Source organism: Nocardioides sp. CCNWLW216, from assembly GCF_037120545.1.
Lineage (GTDB): Bacteria > Actinomycetota > Actinomycetes > Propionibacteriales > Nocardioidaceae > Nocardioides > Nocardioides lianchengensis.
On the sequence record NZ_JBBBBJ010000004.1, the window covers coordinates 397,892 to 414,776 of the forward strand.

The following is a 16,885-nucleotide window of genomic DNA, read 5'->3' on the forward strand; positions in this document are numbered from 1 at the left end:
GGCGTGCTGGTCAACATCCACCACGACAGCAAGCGGGAGCACACCCGCCTGCTGGTGGCCGGCGTCGTGTTCCTCAGCCTGATCCTGGGGCTCGGCTGGTTCTCGATCGCGGTCTACAACAAGACCTTCGACCGGGTCGTGATGGTCACGATCAAGGCCGACCGGGCCGGGCTGCAGCTCTCGAAGTTCGGCGACGTCCGCATCAACGGCGTCCTGGTCGGACAGGTCCGCGAGGTCGCGCAGGACGGCGAGGAGGCCTCGATCCGGGTGGCCCTGGAGCCGGACGCCGCGGCCGAGATCCCGGCCGACGTGAGCGTCGAGATCCTGCCCACGACGCTGTTCGGGCAGAAGTTCATCGCCTTCGTCCGCCCCCGCTCGGGTGGCGCCGGTGCCCTCGCCGACGGCGACGTGATCCCCTCGGACCGCGTCGAGACCAACGTCGAGCTGAGCCGGATCCTGGCCGACCTGTTCCCGCTGCTGCGCGCCGTACGACCGGCCGACCTGAACGCCACGCTCAACGCGCTGGCCACTGCGCTGAGCGGCCGCGGGGCCCAGCTGGGCGATACCCTCGACGAGCTCGACGGCTACCTCACCGCGATCCGCGGCCACCTGCCCACCCTGCGCCAGGACCTCATCAAGCTCGCCGACGTCGCCGACACCTACGACATCGCCGCGCCGGACCTGATCGACGTGCTCGGCAACCTGACGGTCACCAGCAAGACGATCATCGAGAAGCAGCGCGAGCTCGACGTCTTCTTCTCCGACGTGCAGGGCCTCGCCACCACCTCGACCCGGATCCTGCGCGACAACGAGACCAACCTGATCCGGGTGGGCGAGGTGACCGAGCCGGTGCTGAAGCTGCTGGCGACGTACTCGCCGGAGTTCCCGTGCCTGATCAAGGGGGCCGCCAAGTACGCACCCCGGCTGGCCGAGACCTTCGAGGGCAACCAGGTCAAGCAGTACATCGAGTTCCTGACCCCGCAGTACCGCGCCTACGACGAGCGCGACCTCCCGGAGTACGGCGAGGTCGGGCACGGCCCGTGGTGCTCGGGGCTGCCGGACGCGCCGGTGCCGATCGGACCGAACAGCTTCGACGACGGCACCGACCTCGACGACAACGCGCCGACCGGCATCCTGCCCGGGCTCGGGTCCGGTCGTGCCACGACCTCCAGCGGCCACGCCGGCAGCCCGGGCGAGCAGGCGATCGTCAACGCGCTGCTCGCCGAGCGCAGCGGCCGGCCGGCCGACAGCTACGGCGCGCTCGGGTCGCTGCTCTACGGACCGGTCGTCCGGGGCGGTGAGGACTCGTGAGCGAGACCCAGGCCCAGGCGGGCGCAGCGCGGCTGCGCAACCGACGCAACGCGGTGACCATCGCCGCAGGCATCAAGCTGGCGATCTTCACCGTGGTCTCGCTCCTGGTCACCGGCCTGCTGGCGGCGATCATGGGCAACGTCGGCTTCGGCTCCGGCACTGAGTACCAGGCGGTCTTCACCAGCGCCTCGATGCTCGAGAAGGGCGACGACGTCCGGGTGGCCGGGGTCAGCGTCGGCGAGGTCAAGAAGGTCGAGCACCACGAGCGCACCGGCGCCCTGGTGACCTTCCGGGTCAAGTCCGACGTCCCGCTGACCACCGCCTCGCGCGCGGAGATCCGCTTCCTCAACCTGGTCGGCGACCGCTACCTCGCCCTCGAGGAGGGCGACACCGACGCGGGCGCGGCGAAGCGGCTGGAGGCGGACGGCCGGATTCCGGTCGAGCAGACCGCCCCCGCGCTCGACCTCACCGTGCTGTTCAACGGGTTCCAGCCGCTCTTCCAGGCGCTCAACCCCAAGCAGGTCAACGAGCTCAGCATGAACCTGGTGCAGGTGCTGCAGGGCGAGGGCGGCACCGTCCAGGGGCTGCTGGCCAAGACGGCGTCGCTCACCACCACCCTGGCCGACCGTGACCAGCTGATCGGCGAGGTCATCGACAACCTGGGCCAGACCCTGGAGACCGTCGACAGTCGCCACCAGCAGCTGAGCTCGCTGATCGTCGAGCTGAAGGACTGGATGACCGACCTGGCGAAGGACCGCGAGACGATCGGCTCGTCGCTGGAGAACGTCAGCGACCTGACGGTCGTGGTGGCCGACCTGCTCCGCGAGGGCCGGCCGATCCTGAAGTCCGACGTCGCCGAGCTGCGCAAGTTGGCCTCCCTGCTCAACGAGAAGCAGAACCGCAAGAACCTGGTGGAGCTGCTCGACCGGCTGCCCGAGTCGATGACCGACCAGACCCGCACCGGCACCTACGGGTCCTGGTACAGCTACTACGTCTGCGGGTTCTCCGCGCGGATCACGCTGCCGGTCATCAGCGACGTGCCCGGTCTGAAGGAGATCCAGGCCGCCCTGAACAACCTCGACTTCCACTCGTCCGCCCCGCGCTGCAACGGCGCCACGGAGGAGAACGGGGGATCTGCTCAGTGAGGCGCTACACCGAGTCCCAGATCCTCCGCCTCGGCGCGATCACCGTCGTGGTGATGCTCGTGGTGATGGCGGCGGCGTTCAACCTGTCCAAGTTCCCCGGGTTCGGCGGCACGTCGTACTCCGCGGAGTTCCGTGACGCCAGTGGGCTGCGGAAGGGGAACATGGTCCAGGTCGGCGGCATCCGGGTTGGCCGGGTGCAGGCCGTCGAGCTCGAGCAGGACCGGGTCACGGTGCGCTTCGAGGTCGACAACGGCGTCCAGCTCGGCACCGAGAGCAAGGCCTCGGTGGAGGTGCTCAGCCTGCTGGGAGAGAAGTTCCTCCAGCTGACCCCGGAGGGGCCGGGGGACCTCGACCCGGCGGACACCATCCCGGTCGAGCGGACCAGCTCGGCGTACGACATCGTCGGCGTCTTCGGCGACCTGACGACGACCACCGAGCGGATCGACACCGATCAGCTCTCGCAGGCCCTCGACGTCGTCGCCGACACCGTCGACGCGGCCAGCCCCGAGATCGCGGCCAGCCTCGACGGCATCACCCGGCTCTCGCAGACGGTGGCCTCGCGCGACGAGCAGATCCAGGCGCTGCTGCTGAGCTCGCGCGAGGTCAGCAAGGTCCTCGCCGCCCGCAGCGGTGACGTCGTCGATCTGATGAAGAACGCGGACCTCGTCTTCCGTGAGGTCGAGAAGCGCAAGCAGGCCGTGCACCGGCTGCTCGTCAACGCCCGCAGCCTCGCCGACGAGCTGCGCGGGCTGGCGAAGGACAACCAGGAGCAGCTCGCGCCGGCGCTCGCCGAGGTCGACGACCTGCTCGGACTGCTGATCGACAAGGAGAAGCAGCTGAAGGCGACCCTGGACGCCCTCGGTCCCTACGTCTCCATCCTGAGCAACATCATCGGCACCGGCCCGTGGTTCGACGCCTACGCATCGAACCTGCTCGCGATCCCCACGGGCGAGTTCCTGCCCGGGCCGCTGGAGGACTGAGTCATGGCACGGATCAACCGACGAGCGCTCGCGGGAGGCGTGGCGGTGCTGCTGCTGGCGGCGACGTTCTTCACCGTCCGCCAGCCCGAGGAGACCCGGACCGTCACGGCACACTTCCCACGGGCGGTGAGCATCTACGAGGGCAGCGAGGTGCGGATCCTCGGCGTGAACGTCGGCCGGGTCACCGCGGTGGTGCCGGAGGGCAACTCGGTGCGGGTCGAGATGGAGTACGACGCCGAGGTCGACGTCCCCGCGGACGCCAAGGCCGCGATCGTCACCCCGACCCTGGTCTCGGACCGCTTCGTGCAGCTGACTCCGGCGTACACGGACGGTGACGAGGTGATGGCCGACGGCGCCGACATCGCGCTGCCCGACACCGGCGTGCCGGTCGAGCTGGACCGGATCTACGCCAGCCTGCGCGACCTGTCGCACGCGCTGGGCCCCAACGGCGTGAACGCGGACGGGACGCTCGACAACCTGCTCCGCGCCGGCGCCGACGGCCTGGAGGGCAACGGCGCGGCCGGCAACGAGATGATCCGCGAGCTGTCGCGCGCCGCGGAGACCTTCGGCCAGGGCGCCGGCCCGCTCTTCGACACCGTGACCGAGCTGGCCACCTTCACCGGGACGCTCGCCGAGAACGACCGCCTGGTCCGGGCCTTCATGAAGGACCTCGCCGGGGTGTCCTCCTCGCTGGTGACCGAGCGCACCGAGCTGCAGGCCGCGCTGCGGTCGGTCGCCCGCGCCGTCGGCACCGTCGAGTCCTTCGTGCGCGACAACCGCAAGGCGCTGGTGGGCGACGTCAGGCAGCTCACCCGGGTGATGAAGACGATCAACTCCGAGCGTGACAGCATCGACACCGCGCTACGCGTCGCGCCGGTCGCGATCGGCAACCTGACGGTCGCCTACAACAACCAGACCGGCACCATCGGCTCCCGGATCGGCATCGGCGGCAACGTCTGGGACGCCGACGGCTTCCTGTGCGCCGTGGTCCAGCAGTCCGAGCTGCCGCGGGCCCTCAAGGACGTCACCTGCGACCTCTTCGAGCAGCTGCTGGAGCCGGTCACCGGCAACCTGCCCTTCATCCCGCCCGGCCAGACCGGGCGTGAGGGAGCCGGCACGGCCCAGGGCGCCAAGGGCGCCAAGGGAGCCGCCGCGCAGGACCAGCCGGCCGAGGACCCCGCACTCGACCAGAGCCGCTACCTCAGCGTCGACGATCCCACGCTGGCCGGACTGCTGGGAGGCACCCCGTGATCCGCCGGCTGACCGCCGTCGCCGCCGCGGCAGCGCTCGTGCTGTCGGGCTGCGAGTTCGACGGCGCCTACGACCTGCCGCTGCCCGGGTCGCCGGTCGACGCCGACAGCTCCTTCGAGATCACCGCCGACTTCGCCGACATCCTCAACGTCGTGCCGCGCTCGCCGGTCATGGTCGACGACGTCACCGTCGGCGAGGTGACCGACGTCGAGCGGGTCGGGTGGCACGCCCGGATCACCATGCGGGTCCGCGACGACATCGAGCTGCCCGACAACACCACGGCCGACATCCGCCAGGTCAGCCTGCTCGGCGAGAAGTACGTCGCGCTGGAGGCCCCCGCCGGAGCAGCGGCCAGTGGTCGACTGGGTCAGGGCGACACGATCGAGCTGCCCGACACCGGCCGCAACCCCGAGGTCGAGGAGGTGCTGGGCGCCCTGTCCTTCCTGCTCTCCGGCGGTGGCGTGGCCCAGCTCGGCACCATCACCACCGAGCTCAACGAGGTGATGGGCGGCCGCACCGACCGGCTGCGCAACCTGCTGGGCAACCTGGAAGGCGTCATCGGCACCCTCGACGCCCAGAAGCTCGACATCGTCCGGGCCCTGGAGTCCCTCAACAGCCTGACCGGCACGCTCAACGCCGAGCGCAAGACCATCACCGGCGCCCTCGACGTCGCCGGGCCCGCCGTGAAGGTGCTGGCCGCGCAGCACGACGAGCTGATCGGCATGCTGGGGGCGCTCGACGAGCTCGGCGAGGTCGGCACCCGGGTGATCACCCGGAGCAAGGACGACCTGCTCGCGTCGCTGCGTCACCTGCAGCCGGTGCTGGCCCGCCTGCACGAGGCCGGCGACGCGCTCGCCCCGGGCCTCAACCTGCTGATCAGCTTCCCGTTCCCCAAGGAGGCCTCCGAGATCGTCAAGGGCGACTACGCCAACACCTCGATCCGGGCCGACATCAGCCTCGAGAACCTGCTGCCCGACGGCGGGCTGCTGCCGCCGATCGACGTCCCCGACCCGGGGGAGGTGGTCGATGCCGTCGTGAAGTGCATCCAGAGCGGCAGCCTCGGCAGCGCGGCCTGCGCGAAGGTGCTCGACGACCTCGACCTGATCGGCAAGCTGATCCGCGACTGCCGCAAGCCGGCGTACGACGACCGCCCGGTCTGCGTGGTGGTCAACCTGCTGCCGCCGAACCCCGACCTGGAGGGCGTCGTGCAGCTCCTCGACAACATCCTGGAGCTGCTCGGCCTGCCGGGCATCCCGGGCGTCGACAGCTCGGGCGTGAACCTGCCCGAGATCCCCGGCATCCCGGGCGTCTCGGGAGTCGCCCGCCTGCAGGCGTCGCTCGCGCTGGGCGACACGGGTGACGAGGCGTCGGCCGAGCCGACCCTGTCGGCGCTGTTGGGGGGTGCGCGATGACCCGCGGCAACCGGATCCGGATCCTGGCGTTCGTCGTGCTGAGCGCGGTCGGGATCGTCTACATCACCGCGACCTACCTGGGCTTCGTCGACCGGGTGCTCGGTCGGGGGATCACGGTGCACGCGACCCTCCCGGCCTCGGGCGGCCTGTTCGAGGGCAGCGAGGTCACCTACCGCGGCGTCAAGGTCGGCAAGGTCAAGGCCATGCACGCCACCCGCGACGGCGTCCGGCTCGACCTGGCCCTCGAGGAGGGCACCGAGCTGCCGCTCGACTCGCCGATGTTCGTCCACAACCTCTCGGCGGTGGGGGAGCAGTACCTCGACTTCGAGCCCCCCGACGACGACGGCCCGTACGCCGAGGACGGCGCGACCATCGCCGGCTCGGAGGAGTCCCTGCCCGTCGACGAGGCCGACCTGCTGGTCGAGGTCGACCAGTTCGTGAGCTCGGTCGACCAGGAGAAGCTGCAGGTCGTGGTCGAGGAGCTCGGGACCATGTTCGAGGACACCGGCGCGCCCCTGCAGCGGTTGCTCGACAACGGGCGGCTGTTCGTCGACGAGGCCGCGGCGCACACCGACGAGACCGTGAAGCTGCTGGACAGCGGGCTCACCGTCCTGGACACCCAGCAGGGCCAGGGCGAGAACATCCGGAGCTTCTCGCGGGACCTGAGTCTCATCACGAAGGCGCTGCGCGAGAGCGACCGCGACCTCCGCGGCACCCTCGACGGCACGCCGGGCACGGCACGCGAGGTCCGCAAGCTGCTCGAAGGGCTCGAGCCGTCCCTCCAGGTGCTGCTCGGCAACGCGATCAGCGTCAACCAGGTCGTGGTCTCGCACCTCGCGGGCGTCGAGCAGCTGCTCGTCACCTACCCGCGGGTGATCGCGTCCGGCTTCACCGGCACGCCCGGGGACGGCTACGGCCACGTCAACCTGCAGCTCGGCTACAGCCAGCCGCCGTGCACGAAGGGCTACCTGCCGCCCGACGAGTGGCGCGGCACGCAGGACCTGACGGACGGCCCGATCTTCCCCGCCCGCTGCGAGAGCCCGCTCCCGTACGCCGCCCGCGGGGCCAACTACGTGCCCGACGCGCGGAGCGGCACCGCGTCGTCCGGCCGCGCGTACCGTTCGTCGTACGACCCGGAGTCGGGCGTGCTGGAGGGGGCCGTCGACCAGGACGGCGACCCGGTCCGCTACGTCGACCCCGGCAACCTGTCGATCCTGGGAGGGGACTCGTGGAAGTGGCTCCTGGTGGGTCCGGTGGCCAGCAAGTGAGCGGCCCCGAGAACGGCTCGAAGCGAGTGCGGCTGAACCTGCTGCTCTACGTCGTCGTCCTGGTGGTGGCCGCGGCCGCAGTGGTCGTCGGTGTCTCCGTCGTCGACCGGCTGCGCGACGACCCGGCCCCGTCGTCGTTGCCCGGGGAGCAGGACGTGCAGGCGGTGGCGCTCGACGAGTCCGACGACGAGGAGCAGGAGCGGCTCGCCGCCGTCGTCGAGGCCGCCACGGCCGAGAGCAACGCCCTGCTCAACATCACCCACGAGGACCCGCAGGCCTCCTTCGACGCGGTGCTGGCCGGCGCGACGGGGGAGTTCCGCGACCAGTTCGAGAAGGCGGTCAGCGCGGTCAGCAAGAGCCTGAAGGAGAACCGGTCGGTCCAGGAGAGCGACGTGGTGTGGACGGGCGTGGTGGCGGCCGACGCCGACTCGGCCACGGTCGCGGTGGCGGCGTCCGGCACCGTGACGAACAAGCTCCTGGAGGGCAAGCAGGACGCCCGCAACTACCGACTGCAGCTGGAGCTCGTCCTCGAGGACGGCGCCTGGCTGACCCGCGACCTGCAGTTCGTGGGCTGAGGAGGATGCGATGACCGACCGACCACGCCGGACCACGTCCCGCACCGCCGCCGCCCGTCCCCGCCGGCTCGCCGGGCAGAGCGGTACGACGACGCCCGCGGCCCCGGGGCCGACCGCCGCCGACACGGCGGTCGAGGAGCTCGACCTCGACGAGCCGGACCGCGTCGAGGCGGTCCCCGAGTCCGACTCCGGCTCCGAGTCCGACTCCGTCGAGTCTCCAGCGGAGGACTCCGCCCAGCGCGCCGCGCCCGCGGCCCGGCCCGGGCTGTTCGCCGGCTCCCGGGTCACCCGGGTGCTGCTCGCCGCGATCGTCGCGCTGACCGTCGTCACGGTGGCGATGGCCGTCTACCTCGGCGTCTCCGACGACGATCCCGCGGCGGCGGGCGAGCCGACCGAGGCAGGCGCGATCGCCGTCCCGTCCGACCGACCGATCCTGCTGCCCTGGGCCGACGCGCAGCGGGCGGCGTCGGCCGCTGCGGAGGCGGCGACCTCGATCGTCAGCACGTCGTGGCAGGACTACGACGAGCAGGTGACGAAGGCGACGGCGCTGATGACCCCGTCCTTCGCCGAGGAGTTCAGCACCACCAAGAGCGACGTCCGCGAGGGTGTCGTCACGGACAAGATCGAGGTGCAGGCCCGGGTCGTGGCGCAGAGCGTCGTACGGGCCAACCGCACCGAGGTGCAGGCTCTGGTCTTCCTCAACCAGTACATCACCCGCGACGGGGGCGACACGACGTACTCGCCCTACCGCGCGCTGGTGACCGTCGTGAACACCGACGGCGGGTGGCTGGTCTCCGAGATGGAGACCAGGTGACGGGTCCTCGCGGGGCGCGGGACGGTGCTGGACAACCCCTGGGGTGCCGGTTAGGTTTCTGGCTGAACTAGAACATGTTCCAGTTGTGGGGCGCCGAGCGGAAGGGGCCGAACCGCGGTGATCGTCGAGACCGACCTGCTCATCGTCGGCGCCGGCCCGACCGGGCTGTTCGCCGCCTACTACGCCGGGTTCCGGGGACACCGCGTCGCGGTCGTCGACTCGCTGCCCGAGCTGGGCGGCCAGATCACCGCCATGTACCCGGAGAAGCAGATCCTCGACGTCGCCGGCTTCCCGAGCGTCAAGGGTCGTGACCTGGTCGCCAGGCTGGTCGAGCAGGCCAACACCGCGAAGCCGGAGTACCTGCTGGGTCGCACCGCCCGGACCCTCGAGCACCGCGACGACGGGGTGACGGTCGGCCTCGACGACGGCACCGAGGTGCGGGCCGGGGCCGTGCTGGTCACCGCCGGCATCGGCAAGTTCAGCCCGCGCCCGCTGCCGGTCGGGGAGGACTGGCTGGGCCGGGGGCTGGAGTTCTTCGTCCCGAGCTTCGCGCCGTACGCCGGCAAGGACGTGGTGATCGTCGGCGGCGGCGACAGCGCCTTCGACTGGGCGCTCCACCTGGAGCCGATCGCCCGCTCGGTCACCCTCGTGCACCGGCGCGACGCGTTCCGCGCCCACGAGCGCACCGTCCGGCAGGTCCGCGACTCGTCGGTCCGCATCGTCACCCAGGCCCAGGTGTCCGCGATCGACGGTGACGGCACGGTCGCGTCGGTCGACGTGACGGTCGGCGAGGAGACCACGACGTACCCCGCCCAGGCGGTGGTCGCCGCGCTCGGCTTCGTCGCCGACCTCGGGCCGCTCCAGCAGTGGGGGATCGAGGTCCGCAAGCGCCACGTGGTGGTCGACCCGTCGATGCGCACGAGCCTCGCCCGCGTCTTCGCGGCGGGCGACATCACGGAGTACCCCGGCAAGGTCCGGCTGATCGCCGTCGGCTTCGGCGAGGCGGCGACCGCCGTCAACAACGCGACCGTCGCGATCGACCCGACCGCGCACGTGTTCCCCGGCCACTCCAGTGAAGGGACCTAGTAGCCATGAAGATCAAGGTGGACTTCGACCTCTGCGAGTCCAACGCCCTGTGCGAGGCGATGGCACCGGAGGTGTTCGAGCTGGACGACGACGACTTCCTCCAGTTGAAGACCGAGGAGACGACGCCTGAGAACGTCGACAACGTCAAGCGTGCCGTGGCGGCCTGCCCGCGCGCCGCGATCACCCTGGAGGGCTGAGGATGTCCGTCAACCTGGACGGCAAGGTCGCAATCGTCACCGGTTCCGGAGCCGGGCTGGGGCGCGCCGAGGCGCTGGCCCTGGCCGACGCCGGGGCCCGGATCGTCCTCAACGACCTGCCCGGCGGTGCCGACGAGGTCGCCGAGGAGATCCGCTCGCGCGGCGGCGAGGCGAGCGTGGTCGCCGGCGACGTCGGCGAGCGGACGACGGCCGACGCGATGGTCGCCGCCGCGGTCGACGGGTTCGGACGGCTGGACATCGTGGTGAACAACGCCGGGATGACCCGCGACCGGATGCTCTTCAACATGTCCGACGAGGAGTGGGACGCGATCATGCACGTCCACCTCCGCGGGCACTTCCTGCTCAGCCGCAACGCCTCGTCGTACTGGCGGGCGCAGGCGAAGTCCACCGGCGCCCCGGTGGAGGCGAGCGTCGTCAACACTGCTTCGGAGGCGTTCCTCAGCGGGCCGCCCGGACAGGCCAACTACGGCGCGGCCAAGGCCGGCATCGCGGCGCTCACCGTCTCGACCGCCCGGGCGATGGCCAGCAGCGGCGTCCGGGCCAACGCGATCTGCCCGCGGGCCCGCACCGCGATGACGGCCCAGGTCTTCGGCGAGGACACGTCGGGCGAGTCGGTCGACCCGTACTCGCCCGACCACGTCGCCCCGCTGGTGGCCTACCTGAGCTCGCCGGCCGCCGCCAACATCACCGGCCAGGTCTTCGTCGTGTACGGCGGGATGGTCGCGCTGATCGCCCCGCCGACCCTGGAGCAGCGCTTCGACGCGTCGGGGTCGGTCTGGGACCTCGACGACCTCGACAAGCAGATCGGCTCCTACTTCGGGGACCGCGACCCGCTGCAGGGCTTCGCGGCCGACTCGATCATGAGGCTGCAGGCGTGAGCGGCCGGCGGCTCGAGGGCAAGGTCGCGATCGTCACGGGCGGTGCCATGGGGCAGGGGGCGGGCATCGTCCGCGCCTACGTCGCCGAGGGGGCCAAGGTCGCGATCGCCGACGTGGCCAAGGACGAGGGTCAGGCGCTCGCCGACGAGCTCGGCGCCGACGTCGCGACCTTCCACCACCACGACGTGAGCGACGAGGCCTCCTGGGTGGCCCTGGTCGCCGAGACCAACGAGCGCTACGGCCCGGTCTCGATCCTGGCCAACAACGCCGGGGTGCTCCGCTTCGGCCAGATCGAGCGCCAGGACATCGGTGACCTGGAGCTGCTGTTCCGGGTCAACCAGCTCGGCCCGTTCCTCGGGATGAAGGCGGTCGCCCGCACGATGCGCACGAACGGCGGCGGCTCGATCATCAACGCCTCGTCCACCGAGGGCCTGGGCGGCATGGCCGGCACGGTCGCCTACGGCGCGACCAAGTTCGCGGTCCGCGGCATGACCAAGGGTGCGGCCCACGAGCTCGGCCCCCACAACATCCGGGTCAACTCGGTGCACCCCGGCATGATCGACACCCCGATGACCCGGGTCCACGGCGGCGACGCCGCGATGGAGTACGGCGCCGCCAAGGTCCCGCTGCGGCGCGTCGGCCACCCCGAGGACGTGGCCCCGCTTTACGTGTTCCTGGGCAGCGACGAGTCGTCGTACATCAACGGGGCCGAGATCGCCATCGACGGTGGGGTCACCGCGACCCACGCCTTCGGCGGTTGAGTGAGACACGTCTCTACCCCTGCCCACCCTGACAGTGGAACTGTGAGAGTCTGAGCCATGGCCAACCAGCGCGCGCAGATCGTCATGAGCGAGGCCGAGCAGCTCGAGTTCCTGCAGCAGCAGCGCTCGTGCACGCTCGGGTCCTTCGGCCCCCAGGGCCAGATCCACCTGGTCGGCATGTGGTACGGCGTGCTCGACGGCCAGATCTGGTTCGAGACCAAGCGCAAGGCCCAGAAGACGGTCAACCTGCGTCGCGACCCGCGGTGCAGCTTCCTCGTCGAGGCCGGCCACACCTACGACCAGCTGCGCGGCCTGGCCATCGAGGGCACGGCCGAGGTGGTCGACGACGAGAGCGTCGTCTGGGACGTCTGCGTGAACATCTTCGAGCGCTACAACGCGCCGTACACCGAGGAGCTGCGGCCTTTCGTGGAGTTCATGGCCCACAACCGGGTGGCCGTCCGGCTGGACGTCGACCGGGTGCGCACCTGGGACCACCGCAAGCTCGGGATGGACCCGATCGAGCTCGGCGGCTCGACCGCGGCCTTCCTCGAATGAGGTCCGGCAGCTCAGTCGCGCAGCAGCAGGCCGACCGCGGTCTCCATGTGCTGCGCGGTCTCCGGCGCCGAGGAACGGCCGGTCACCCAGGCGACCAGGGCCGAGAGCCACACGTCGCCGATGACGCGTGCGATGGCGACGTCGGTGTCGGTGAGGTCCGTCAGGTCGGTCTGCTCGGGGTGCATGGCCCGGGTCATCATCTGGGTCAGCAGCATGCCGACCGTGTGGATCTCGGCCTGCACGGAGGCGTCGGCGAACATGAAGGCGCGGGTCAGCGCCTCGGTCAGGTGGGCATCGCCCTGCATGCCGCGGGTGGTGCGCTTGAGGACGTGGATGACGCGCTCGGCCGCGGTGTCGCCGGGGACCGGCTTGTCCCGCAGGGCCACGTCGGCCCGCTCCAGCTCGCGGCCGAGCGCCGAGACGAGCAGGTGGATCTTCGAGGGGAAGTAGCGGTAGAGGGTGCCGAGGGCCACGTCGGCCCGCTCGGCGACCGCCCGCATCTGCACCGCGTCGAAGCCGCCGGTCGACGCGAGCTCGATGGTCGCGTCGAGGATGCGCTTGCGCCGATCGCGCTGGGCGGCGGACCCCAGGTCCTCGACACTGAGCGAGTTGGCGGTGCTCGCCGTGTTTACGGTGCTCAAGGGGGCCCCCATGCGTTCGTCGCGTCTGCGGTGGAGTCGTGGTCACCGACACGTGGTGGCGACGGCGCTGTCGCGTGCGTGGCGATGAGGAAACCAGATGGCGGCACTAGGCTATCAACCGGTGGGACATGATAGGAACACGTTCCACTTCGTCCGGCCCGGCGGGTCACCGTTCCCGGCAAGTGTCCGAATGCCGTTCATGAGCCCAGCAAGTCGTAGAGAGAGTCGGGACGAGATGCGCGTCGCTTTGCTGTCCTATCGCAGCCAGCCCCACACGGGCGGTCAGGGGATCTACCTGCGCCACCTGAGCCGGGAGTTGGCCAACCTCGGCCACCGCGTCGAGGTGTTCTCCGGGCAGCCCTACCCCGAGCTCGACCACCCCGACGTGAAGCTCACGAAGGTGCCGAGCCTGGACCTCTACCGCCAGCCCGACCCGTTCCGGGTGCCGAAGCTGCGCGAGTTCCGCGACCTGGTCGACGTCGAGGAGTTCGCGACCATGTGCACGGCCGGCTTCCCGGAGCCGAAGACGTTCAGCACCCGGGTCGCCCGGGTGCTGGCCGACCGGGTCGACGACTTCGACATCGTCCACGACAACCAGGTGCTGGGCTACGGCATGCTCGACATCGAGAAGCTCGGGCTCCCGCTCATCACGACGCTGCACCACCCGATCACCTTCGACCGGCGCATCGACATCAGTCAGACCCGCAACCCGTGGCGCAAGCTCACGCTCAGCCGCTGGTACGGCTTCCTGCGCATGCAGGCCCGGGTCGCGCGGAAGGCGCGCAAGATCATGACGCCCTCGGAGACGTCCAAGCGCGACATCGCGAAGGACTTCGGCGTCGACCCGGCCCGGATGCAGGTGATCCTGCTGGGCGTCGACGACGGCTTCGTGCCGCCGACCAAGCCGCGCATCAAGGGCCGGATCCTGGCCATGGCCAGCGCCGACGCCCCGATGAAGGGCATCGCCACGCTGCTGGAGGCCTTCGCCAAGCTCCGCACCGAGCGCGACATCGAGCTGGTGCTGGTCACCAAGCCGCGCCCGGGCGGCCGCACCGAGCGGCTGATCGGCGAGCTGGCCATCGGCGACTCGGTGCGCTTCGTGCACGGCATCACCGACGCCCAGCTGGTCGAGCTGATGGGCTCGGCCGAGCTGGCCTGCGTCCCCTCGCTCTACGAGGGCTTCTCGCTGCCGACCGCCGAGCTGATGGCCTGCGCCACGCCGCTGGTGGTCTCCCGGGCCGGGGCGATCCCGGAGGTCGTCGGGCCTGACGGGCTCTGTGCGGACCTGGTCACCGCCGGCGACGTCGGTGAGCTGGCCGCCGCGGTCGGGGCGCTGTTGGACGACCCCAAGCGTCGCGAGCGGTACGGCGCCGCCGGCCGCAAGCGGGTCGAGGAGCTGTTCAGCTGGCGCGCGGTCGCGGCGACCGTGGCCGCGGCGTACCAGGAAGTGATCGAGGACTACGAGAAGGAGAACGCGCGTGCTGACCGTTGACTTCGACCGTCTGGGGCTGCGTCCCGGCGAGCGGGTGCTGGACATGGGCGCCGGCGGGGGCCGGCACGCGTTCGAGATGTACCGCCGCGGCGCGGACGTCGTCGCGTTCGACATGGACGCCGACGAGCTGGCGGGCGTGCTGGAGATCTTCGGGGCGATGAAGGAGAACGGCGAGGTGCCCGCGGGTGCCTCCGCCGACATCAAGCAGGGCGACGCGCTCGAGCTGCCCTTCGCCGACGGCGAGTTCGACCGGATCGTGGCGGCCGAGGTGCTGGAGCACATCCACGCCGACGTGGATGCGATCAAGGAGCTCATCCGGGTCCTGCGGCCGGGCGGCACCCTGGCCATCTCGGTGCCTCGCTGGCTGCCCGAGGTGATCAACTGGAAGCTGTCGGACGAGTACCACAACGCAGCCGGCGGGCACATCCGGATCTACACCGACCATGAGCTGGTCGACAAGGTCACCAAGGGCGGCCGCTTCAACGACGGCACGCCGGGCGAGGCGATGGTCTACGAGGGCAAGGACTACGCCCACGGACTGCACGCGCCGTACTGGTGGATCAAGTGCGCGGTCGGCGTCGAGAACGACACCCACCCGCTGGCCAAGGCGTACCACAAGCTGCTGGTGTGGGAGATCATGAAGCAGCCGAAGACCCTGCAGTACGCCGGCAAGGTCCTCGACCCGCTGATCGGCAAGAGCATGGTGCTCTACTTTCGCAAGCCCGGGACACCATGAGCCTCCCGTACGTCGACAAGGTCCTCTCCGCCCGGCAGGTCGCCACCACCGCCGCCTCCATCGCTCGGATGCAGGAGCCCTGCGGCGCCGTGCCGTGGGCGGTGGGCGAGCACGTCGACATGTGGAACCACGTCGAGGCGGCGATGGCGATGCTGGTCGGCGGCGAGGTCGAGGCCGCCGAGCGCGCCTACGCCTGGATGCCCGGCCTGCAGCGCGCGGACGGCTCCTTCCCGATGAAGATCGTCGCCGGCTCGCCCGAGGACGAGCGTGGCGACGTCAACATGACGGCCTACCTCGCCGTCGGCGTCTGGCACCACTGGCTGGTCCGCCGCGACCTGCGCTTCGTGCAGCGCTACTGGCCGGTGGTGCGCGCGGCCCTCGACTGGGTGGTCGCCCAGCAGGTCGCGTGGGGCGGCATCAACTGGACGCCCACCGAGGACTTCTGCCTGCTCACCGGCAACGCCAGCATCTACCAGTCGCTGCGCGCCGGCGTCGCCCTGGCCGATCTGCTCGACGACCCGCAGCCCGAGTGGGAGCTCTCCGGCGGCCGGCTCGGCCACGCCGTCCGGGAGCACCGCGACCTGTTCGCGGACAAGTCGGCGCACTCGATGGACTGGTACTACCCGGTCCTCGGCGGCGCGGTCCGCGGTCGCGCGGCCTTCGAGCTGCTGGAGAGCCGCTGGGACGACTTCGTCCGGCCCGGCCTCGGGATCCTCTGCGTCGACACCAACCCCTGGGTGACCGGCGCCGAGACCTGCGAGCTCGCGATGGCCCTCGACTGCCTCGGCGACCACCGGCGCGCGCTGGCGCTGCTGGCCGACATGCAGCACTTGCGCGACAGCGACGGCAGCTACTGGACCGGCTGGGTGTACGACGAGGGCGCGGAGACCGACGAGCCGCGCGACGTCTACTGGCCGGTCGAGCACACGACGTACACCGCTGCGGCGGTGATCCTCGCCGTCGACGCCCTCGGGGAGGTCGCCGGGCACGGCACGGCCGGCTCCGGGATCATGCGCGGCACCTCGTTGGCGCCGCACTTCACCGAGCTGGCGCTGGAGTGCGGCTGCCCGTCCGGCTCATCCGACCGGGTCGCCCGCCGCGCCTGAGACCCGGCGCAGCACCCGCATCGACCCGACCGTCTCCACGTCCTCGAAGCTGCCGCTCTCCATCGCGCGCAGCCAGACGTGGTAAGGCGGCTGCCCGCCGTCGGCCGGGTCCGGGAAGACGTCGTGGATGACCAGGAACCCGCCCGGCTGCACCCACGGCGCCCACCCGCTGTAGTCGTTCTGGGCGTGCTCCTCGGCGTGACCGCCGTCGATGAACAGCAGGCTGAGCGGGGTGCGCCAGTGGGCGCTGACCGTCGTGCTCCGGCCGACGACCGCGACGACCTGGTCCTCGAGGCCGGCCCGGGCGATGGTGCGGCGGAAGAACGGCAGCGTGTCCATCAGGCCGAGCTCGGGGTCGACCACCTCGGCGTCGTGGTGCTCCCAGCCGGCCTGGTTCTCCTCCGAGCCGCGGTGGTGGTCGACCGTGAACACGGTGCCGCCGACCTCGCGCGCCGCGGCGCCCAGGTAGACCGCGGACTTGCCGCAGTAGGTGCCCACCTCGAGGGCCGGGCCGTGGGGGAGTCGCTCGCGGGCCGCGCGGTGGAGGAGGCGGCCCTCGTCCTCGGGCATGAACCCCTTCGCTGCTCGCGCGTGGTCCATCAGGTCGGCAGGCATGTCGGTCACGGCTTCAGACTAGTAGAGTTGGAACACGTTCT

General features: G+C 71.0%; 18 protein-coding genes. 16 read left to right on the forward strand and 2 right to left on the reverse strand.

What is annotated here, in order from left to right; genetic code table 11:
- The first annotated feature begins 3 nt into the window (after positions 1–3).
- From V7S47_RS12115 to V7S47_RS12175, 13 genes are all read left to right on the forward strand, one after another.
- Positions 4–1,311, forward strand: coding sequence for an MCE family protein (locus V7S47_RS12115; RefSeq protein ID WP_336561786.1), 1,308 nt, complete (start codon positions 4–6; stop codon positions 1,309–1,311).
- Positions 1,308–2,456 (forward strand): MCE family protein, encoded by a 1,149-nt coding sequence (locus V7S47_RS12120; protein ID WP_336561787.1) that lies wholly within the window; start codon positions 1,308–1,310, stop codon positions 2,454–2,456. Before V7S47_RS12115 ends, V7S47_RS12120 begins: the two co-directional genes overlap by 4 nt.
- Positions 2,453–3,436 (forward strand): MCE family protein, encoded by a 984-nt coding sequence (locus tag V7S47_RS12125; RefSeq protein ID WP_336561788.1) that lies wholly within the window; start codon positions 2,453–2,455, stop codon positions 3,434–3,436. The genes V7S47_RS12120 and V7S47_RS12125 overlap by 4 nt, the downstream gene beginning before the upstream one ends.
- 3 nt (positions 3,437–3,439) lie before the next feature.
- Complete coding sequence (locus V7S47_RS12130) at positions 3,440–4,687, forward strand: MCE family protein (RefSeq protein WP_336561789.1); 1,248 nt, start codon at positions 3,440–3,442, stop codon at positions 4,685–4,687.
- The gene (locus tag V7S47_RS12135; RefSeq protein ID WP_336561790.1) at positions 4,684–6,099 is read left to right on the forward strand and encodes an MCE family protein; all 1,416 of its coding nucleotides are present in this window, start codon (positions 4,684–4,686) and stop codon (positions 6,097–6,099) included. The genes V7S47_RS12130 and V7S47_RS12135 overlap by 4 nt, the downstream gene beginning before the upstream one ends.
- A complete protein-coding gene (locus V7S47_RS12140) occupies positions 6,096–7,367 on the forward strand; it encodes an MlaD family protein (RefSeq protein ID WP_336561791.1) in 1,272 nt (423 codons plus the stop codon). The genes V7S47_RS12135 and V7S47_RS12140 overlap by 4 nt, the downstream gene beginning before the upstream one ends.
- Entirely contained in the window at positions 7,364–7,942 is a 579-nt protein-coding gene (locus tag V7S47_RS12145; RefSeq protein ID WP_090855286.1) for a hypothetical protein, read from the forward strand. The genes V7S47_RS12140 and V7S47_RS12145 overlap by 4 nt, the downstream gene beginning before the upstream one ends.
- A gap of 10 nt (positions 7,943–7,952) precedes the next feature.
- The gene (locus tag V7S47_RS12150; protein WP_336561792.1) at positions 7,953–8,756 is read left to right on the forward strand and encodes a hypothetical protein; all 804 of its coding nucleotides are present in this window, start codon (positions 7,953–7,955) and stop codon (positions 8,754–8,756) included.
- 117 nt (positions 8,757–8,873) lie between these two features.
- Complete coding sequence (locus V7S47_RS12155) at positions 8,874–9,842, forward strand: NAD(P)/FAD-dependent oxidoreductase (RefSeq protein ID WP_336561793.1); 969 nt, start codon at positions 8,874–8,876, stop codon at positions 9,840–9,842.
- Positions 9,843–9,847: 5 nt separating this feature from the next.
- Complete coding sequence (locus V7S47_RS12160) at positions 9,848–10,039, forward strand: ferredoxin (protein ID WP_090855295.1); 192 nt, start codon at positions 9,848–9,850, stop codon at positions 10,037–10,039.
- A 2-nt stretch (positions 10,040–10,041) separates the two neighbouring features.
- Complete coding sequence (locus V7S47_RS12165; protein WP_336561794.1) at positions 10,042–10,938, forward strand: 3-oxoacyl-ACP reductase; 897 nt, start codon at positions 10,042–10,044, stop codon at positions 10,936–10,938.
- A complete protein-coding gene (locus V7S47_RS12170) occupies positions 10,935–11,699 on the forward strand; it encodes an SDR family NAD(P)-dependent oxidoreductase (protein ID WP_336561795.1) in 765 nt (254 codons plus the stop codon). The genes V7S47_RS12165 and V7S47_RS12170 overlap by 4 nt, the downstream gene beginning before the upstream one ends.
- Positions 11,700–11,756: 57 nt before the next feature.
- Complete coding sequence (locus tag V7S47_RS12175; RefSeq protein WP_090855306.1) at positions 11,757–12,254, forward strand: pyridoxamine 5'-phosphate oxidase family protein; 498 nt, start codon at positions 11,757–11,759, stop codon at positions 12,252–12,254.
- Between the two features lie 11 nt (positions 12,255–12,265).
- On the opposite strand, the gene V7S47_RS12180 is transcribed toward V7S47_RS12175, so the two are convergent.
- Positions 12,266–12,895 carry a TetR family transcriptional regulator gene (locus V7S47_RS12180; protein ID WP_336561796.1) on the reverse strand — a complete coding sequence of 210 codons (630 nt, stop codon included), beginning with the start codon at positions 12,893–12,895 and terminating at the stop codon, positions 12,266–12,268.
- 235 nt (positions 12,896–13,130) lie between these two features.
- Between V7S47_RS12180 and V7S47_RS12185 the strand changes: the two genes are divergently transcribed.
- From V7S47_RS12185 to V7S47_RS12195, 3 genes are read left to right on the forward strand one after another with little or no spacing between them, the layout of a single operon-like run.
- Positions 13,131–14,387 (forward strand): glycosyltransferase family 4 protein, encoded by a 1,257-nt coding sequence (locus V7S47_RS12185; protein ID WP_336561797.1) that lies wholly within the window; start codon positions 13,131–13,133, stop codon positions 14,385–14,387.
- On the forward strand, positions 14,374–15,123 hold the full coding sequence (locus V7S47_RS12190) for a class I SAM-dependent methyltransferase (RefSeq protein WP_336561798.1): 750 nt from the start codon (positions 14,374–14,376) through the stop codon (positions 15,121–15,123). The genes V7S47_RS12185 and V7S47_RS12190 overlap by 14 nt, the downstream gene beginning before the upstream one ends.
- Complete coding sequence (locus tag V7S47_RS12195) at positions 15,120–16,229, forward strand: prenyltransferase (RefSeq protein WP_336561799.1); 1,110 nt, start codon at positions 15,120–15,122, stop codon at positions 16,227–16,229. Before V7S47_RS12190 ends, V7S47_RS12195 begins: the two co-directional genes overlap by 4 nt.
- Here V7S47_RS12195 and V7S47_RS12200 read toward each other — a convergent pair.
- Positions 16,200–16,844, reverse strand: coding sequence for a class I SAM-dependent methyltransferase (locus V7S47_RS12200; protein ID WP_336561886.1), 645 nt, complete (start codon positions 16,842–16,844; stop codon positions 16,200–16,202). The genes V7S47_RS12195 and V7S47_RS12200 overlap by 30 nt on opposite strands.
- Positions 16,845–16,885 lie beyond the last annotated feature (41 nt).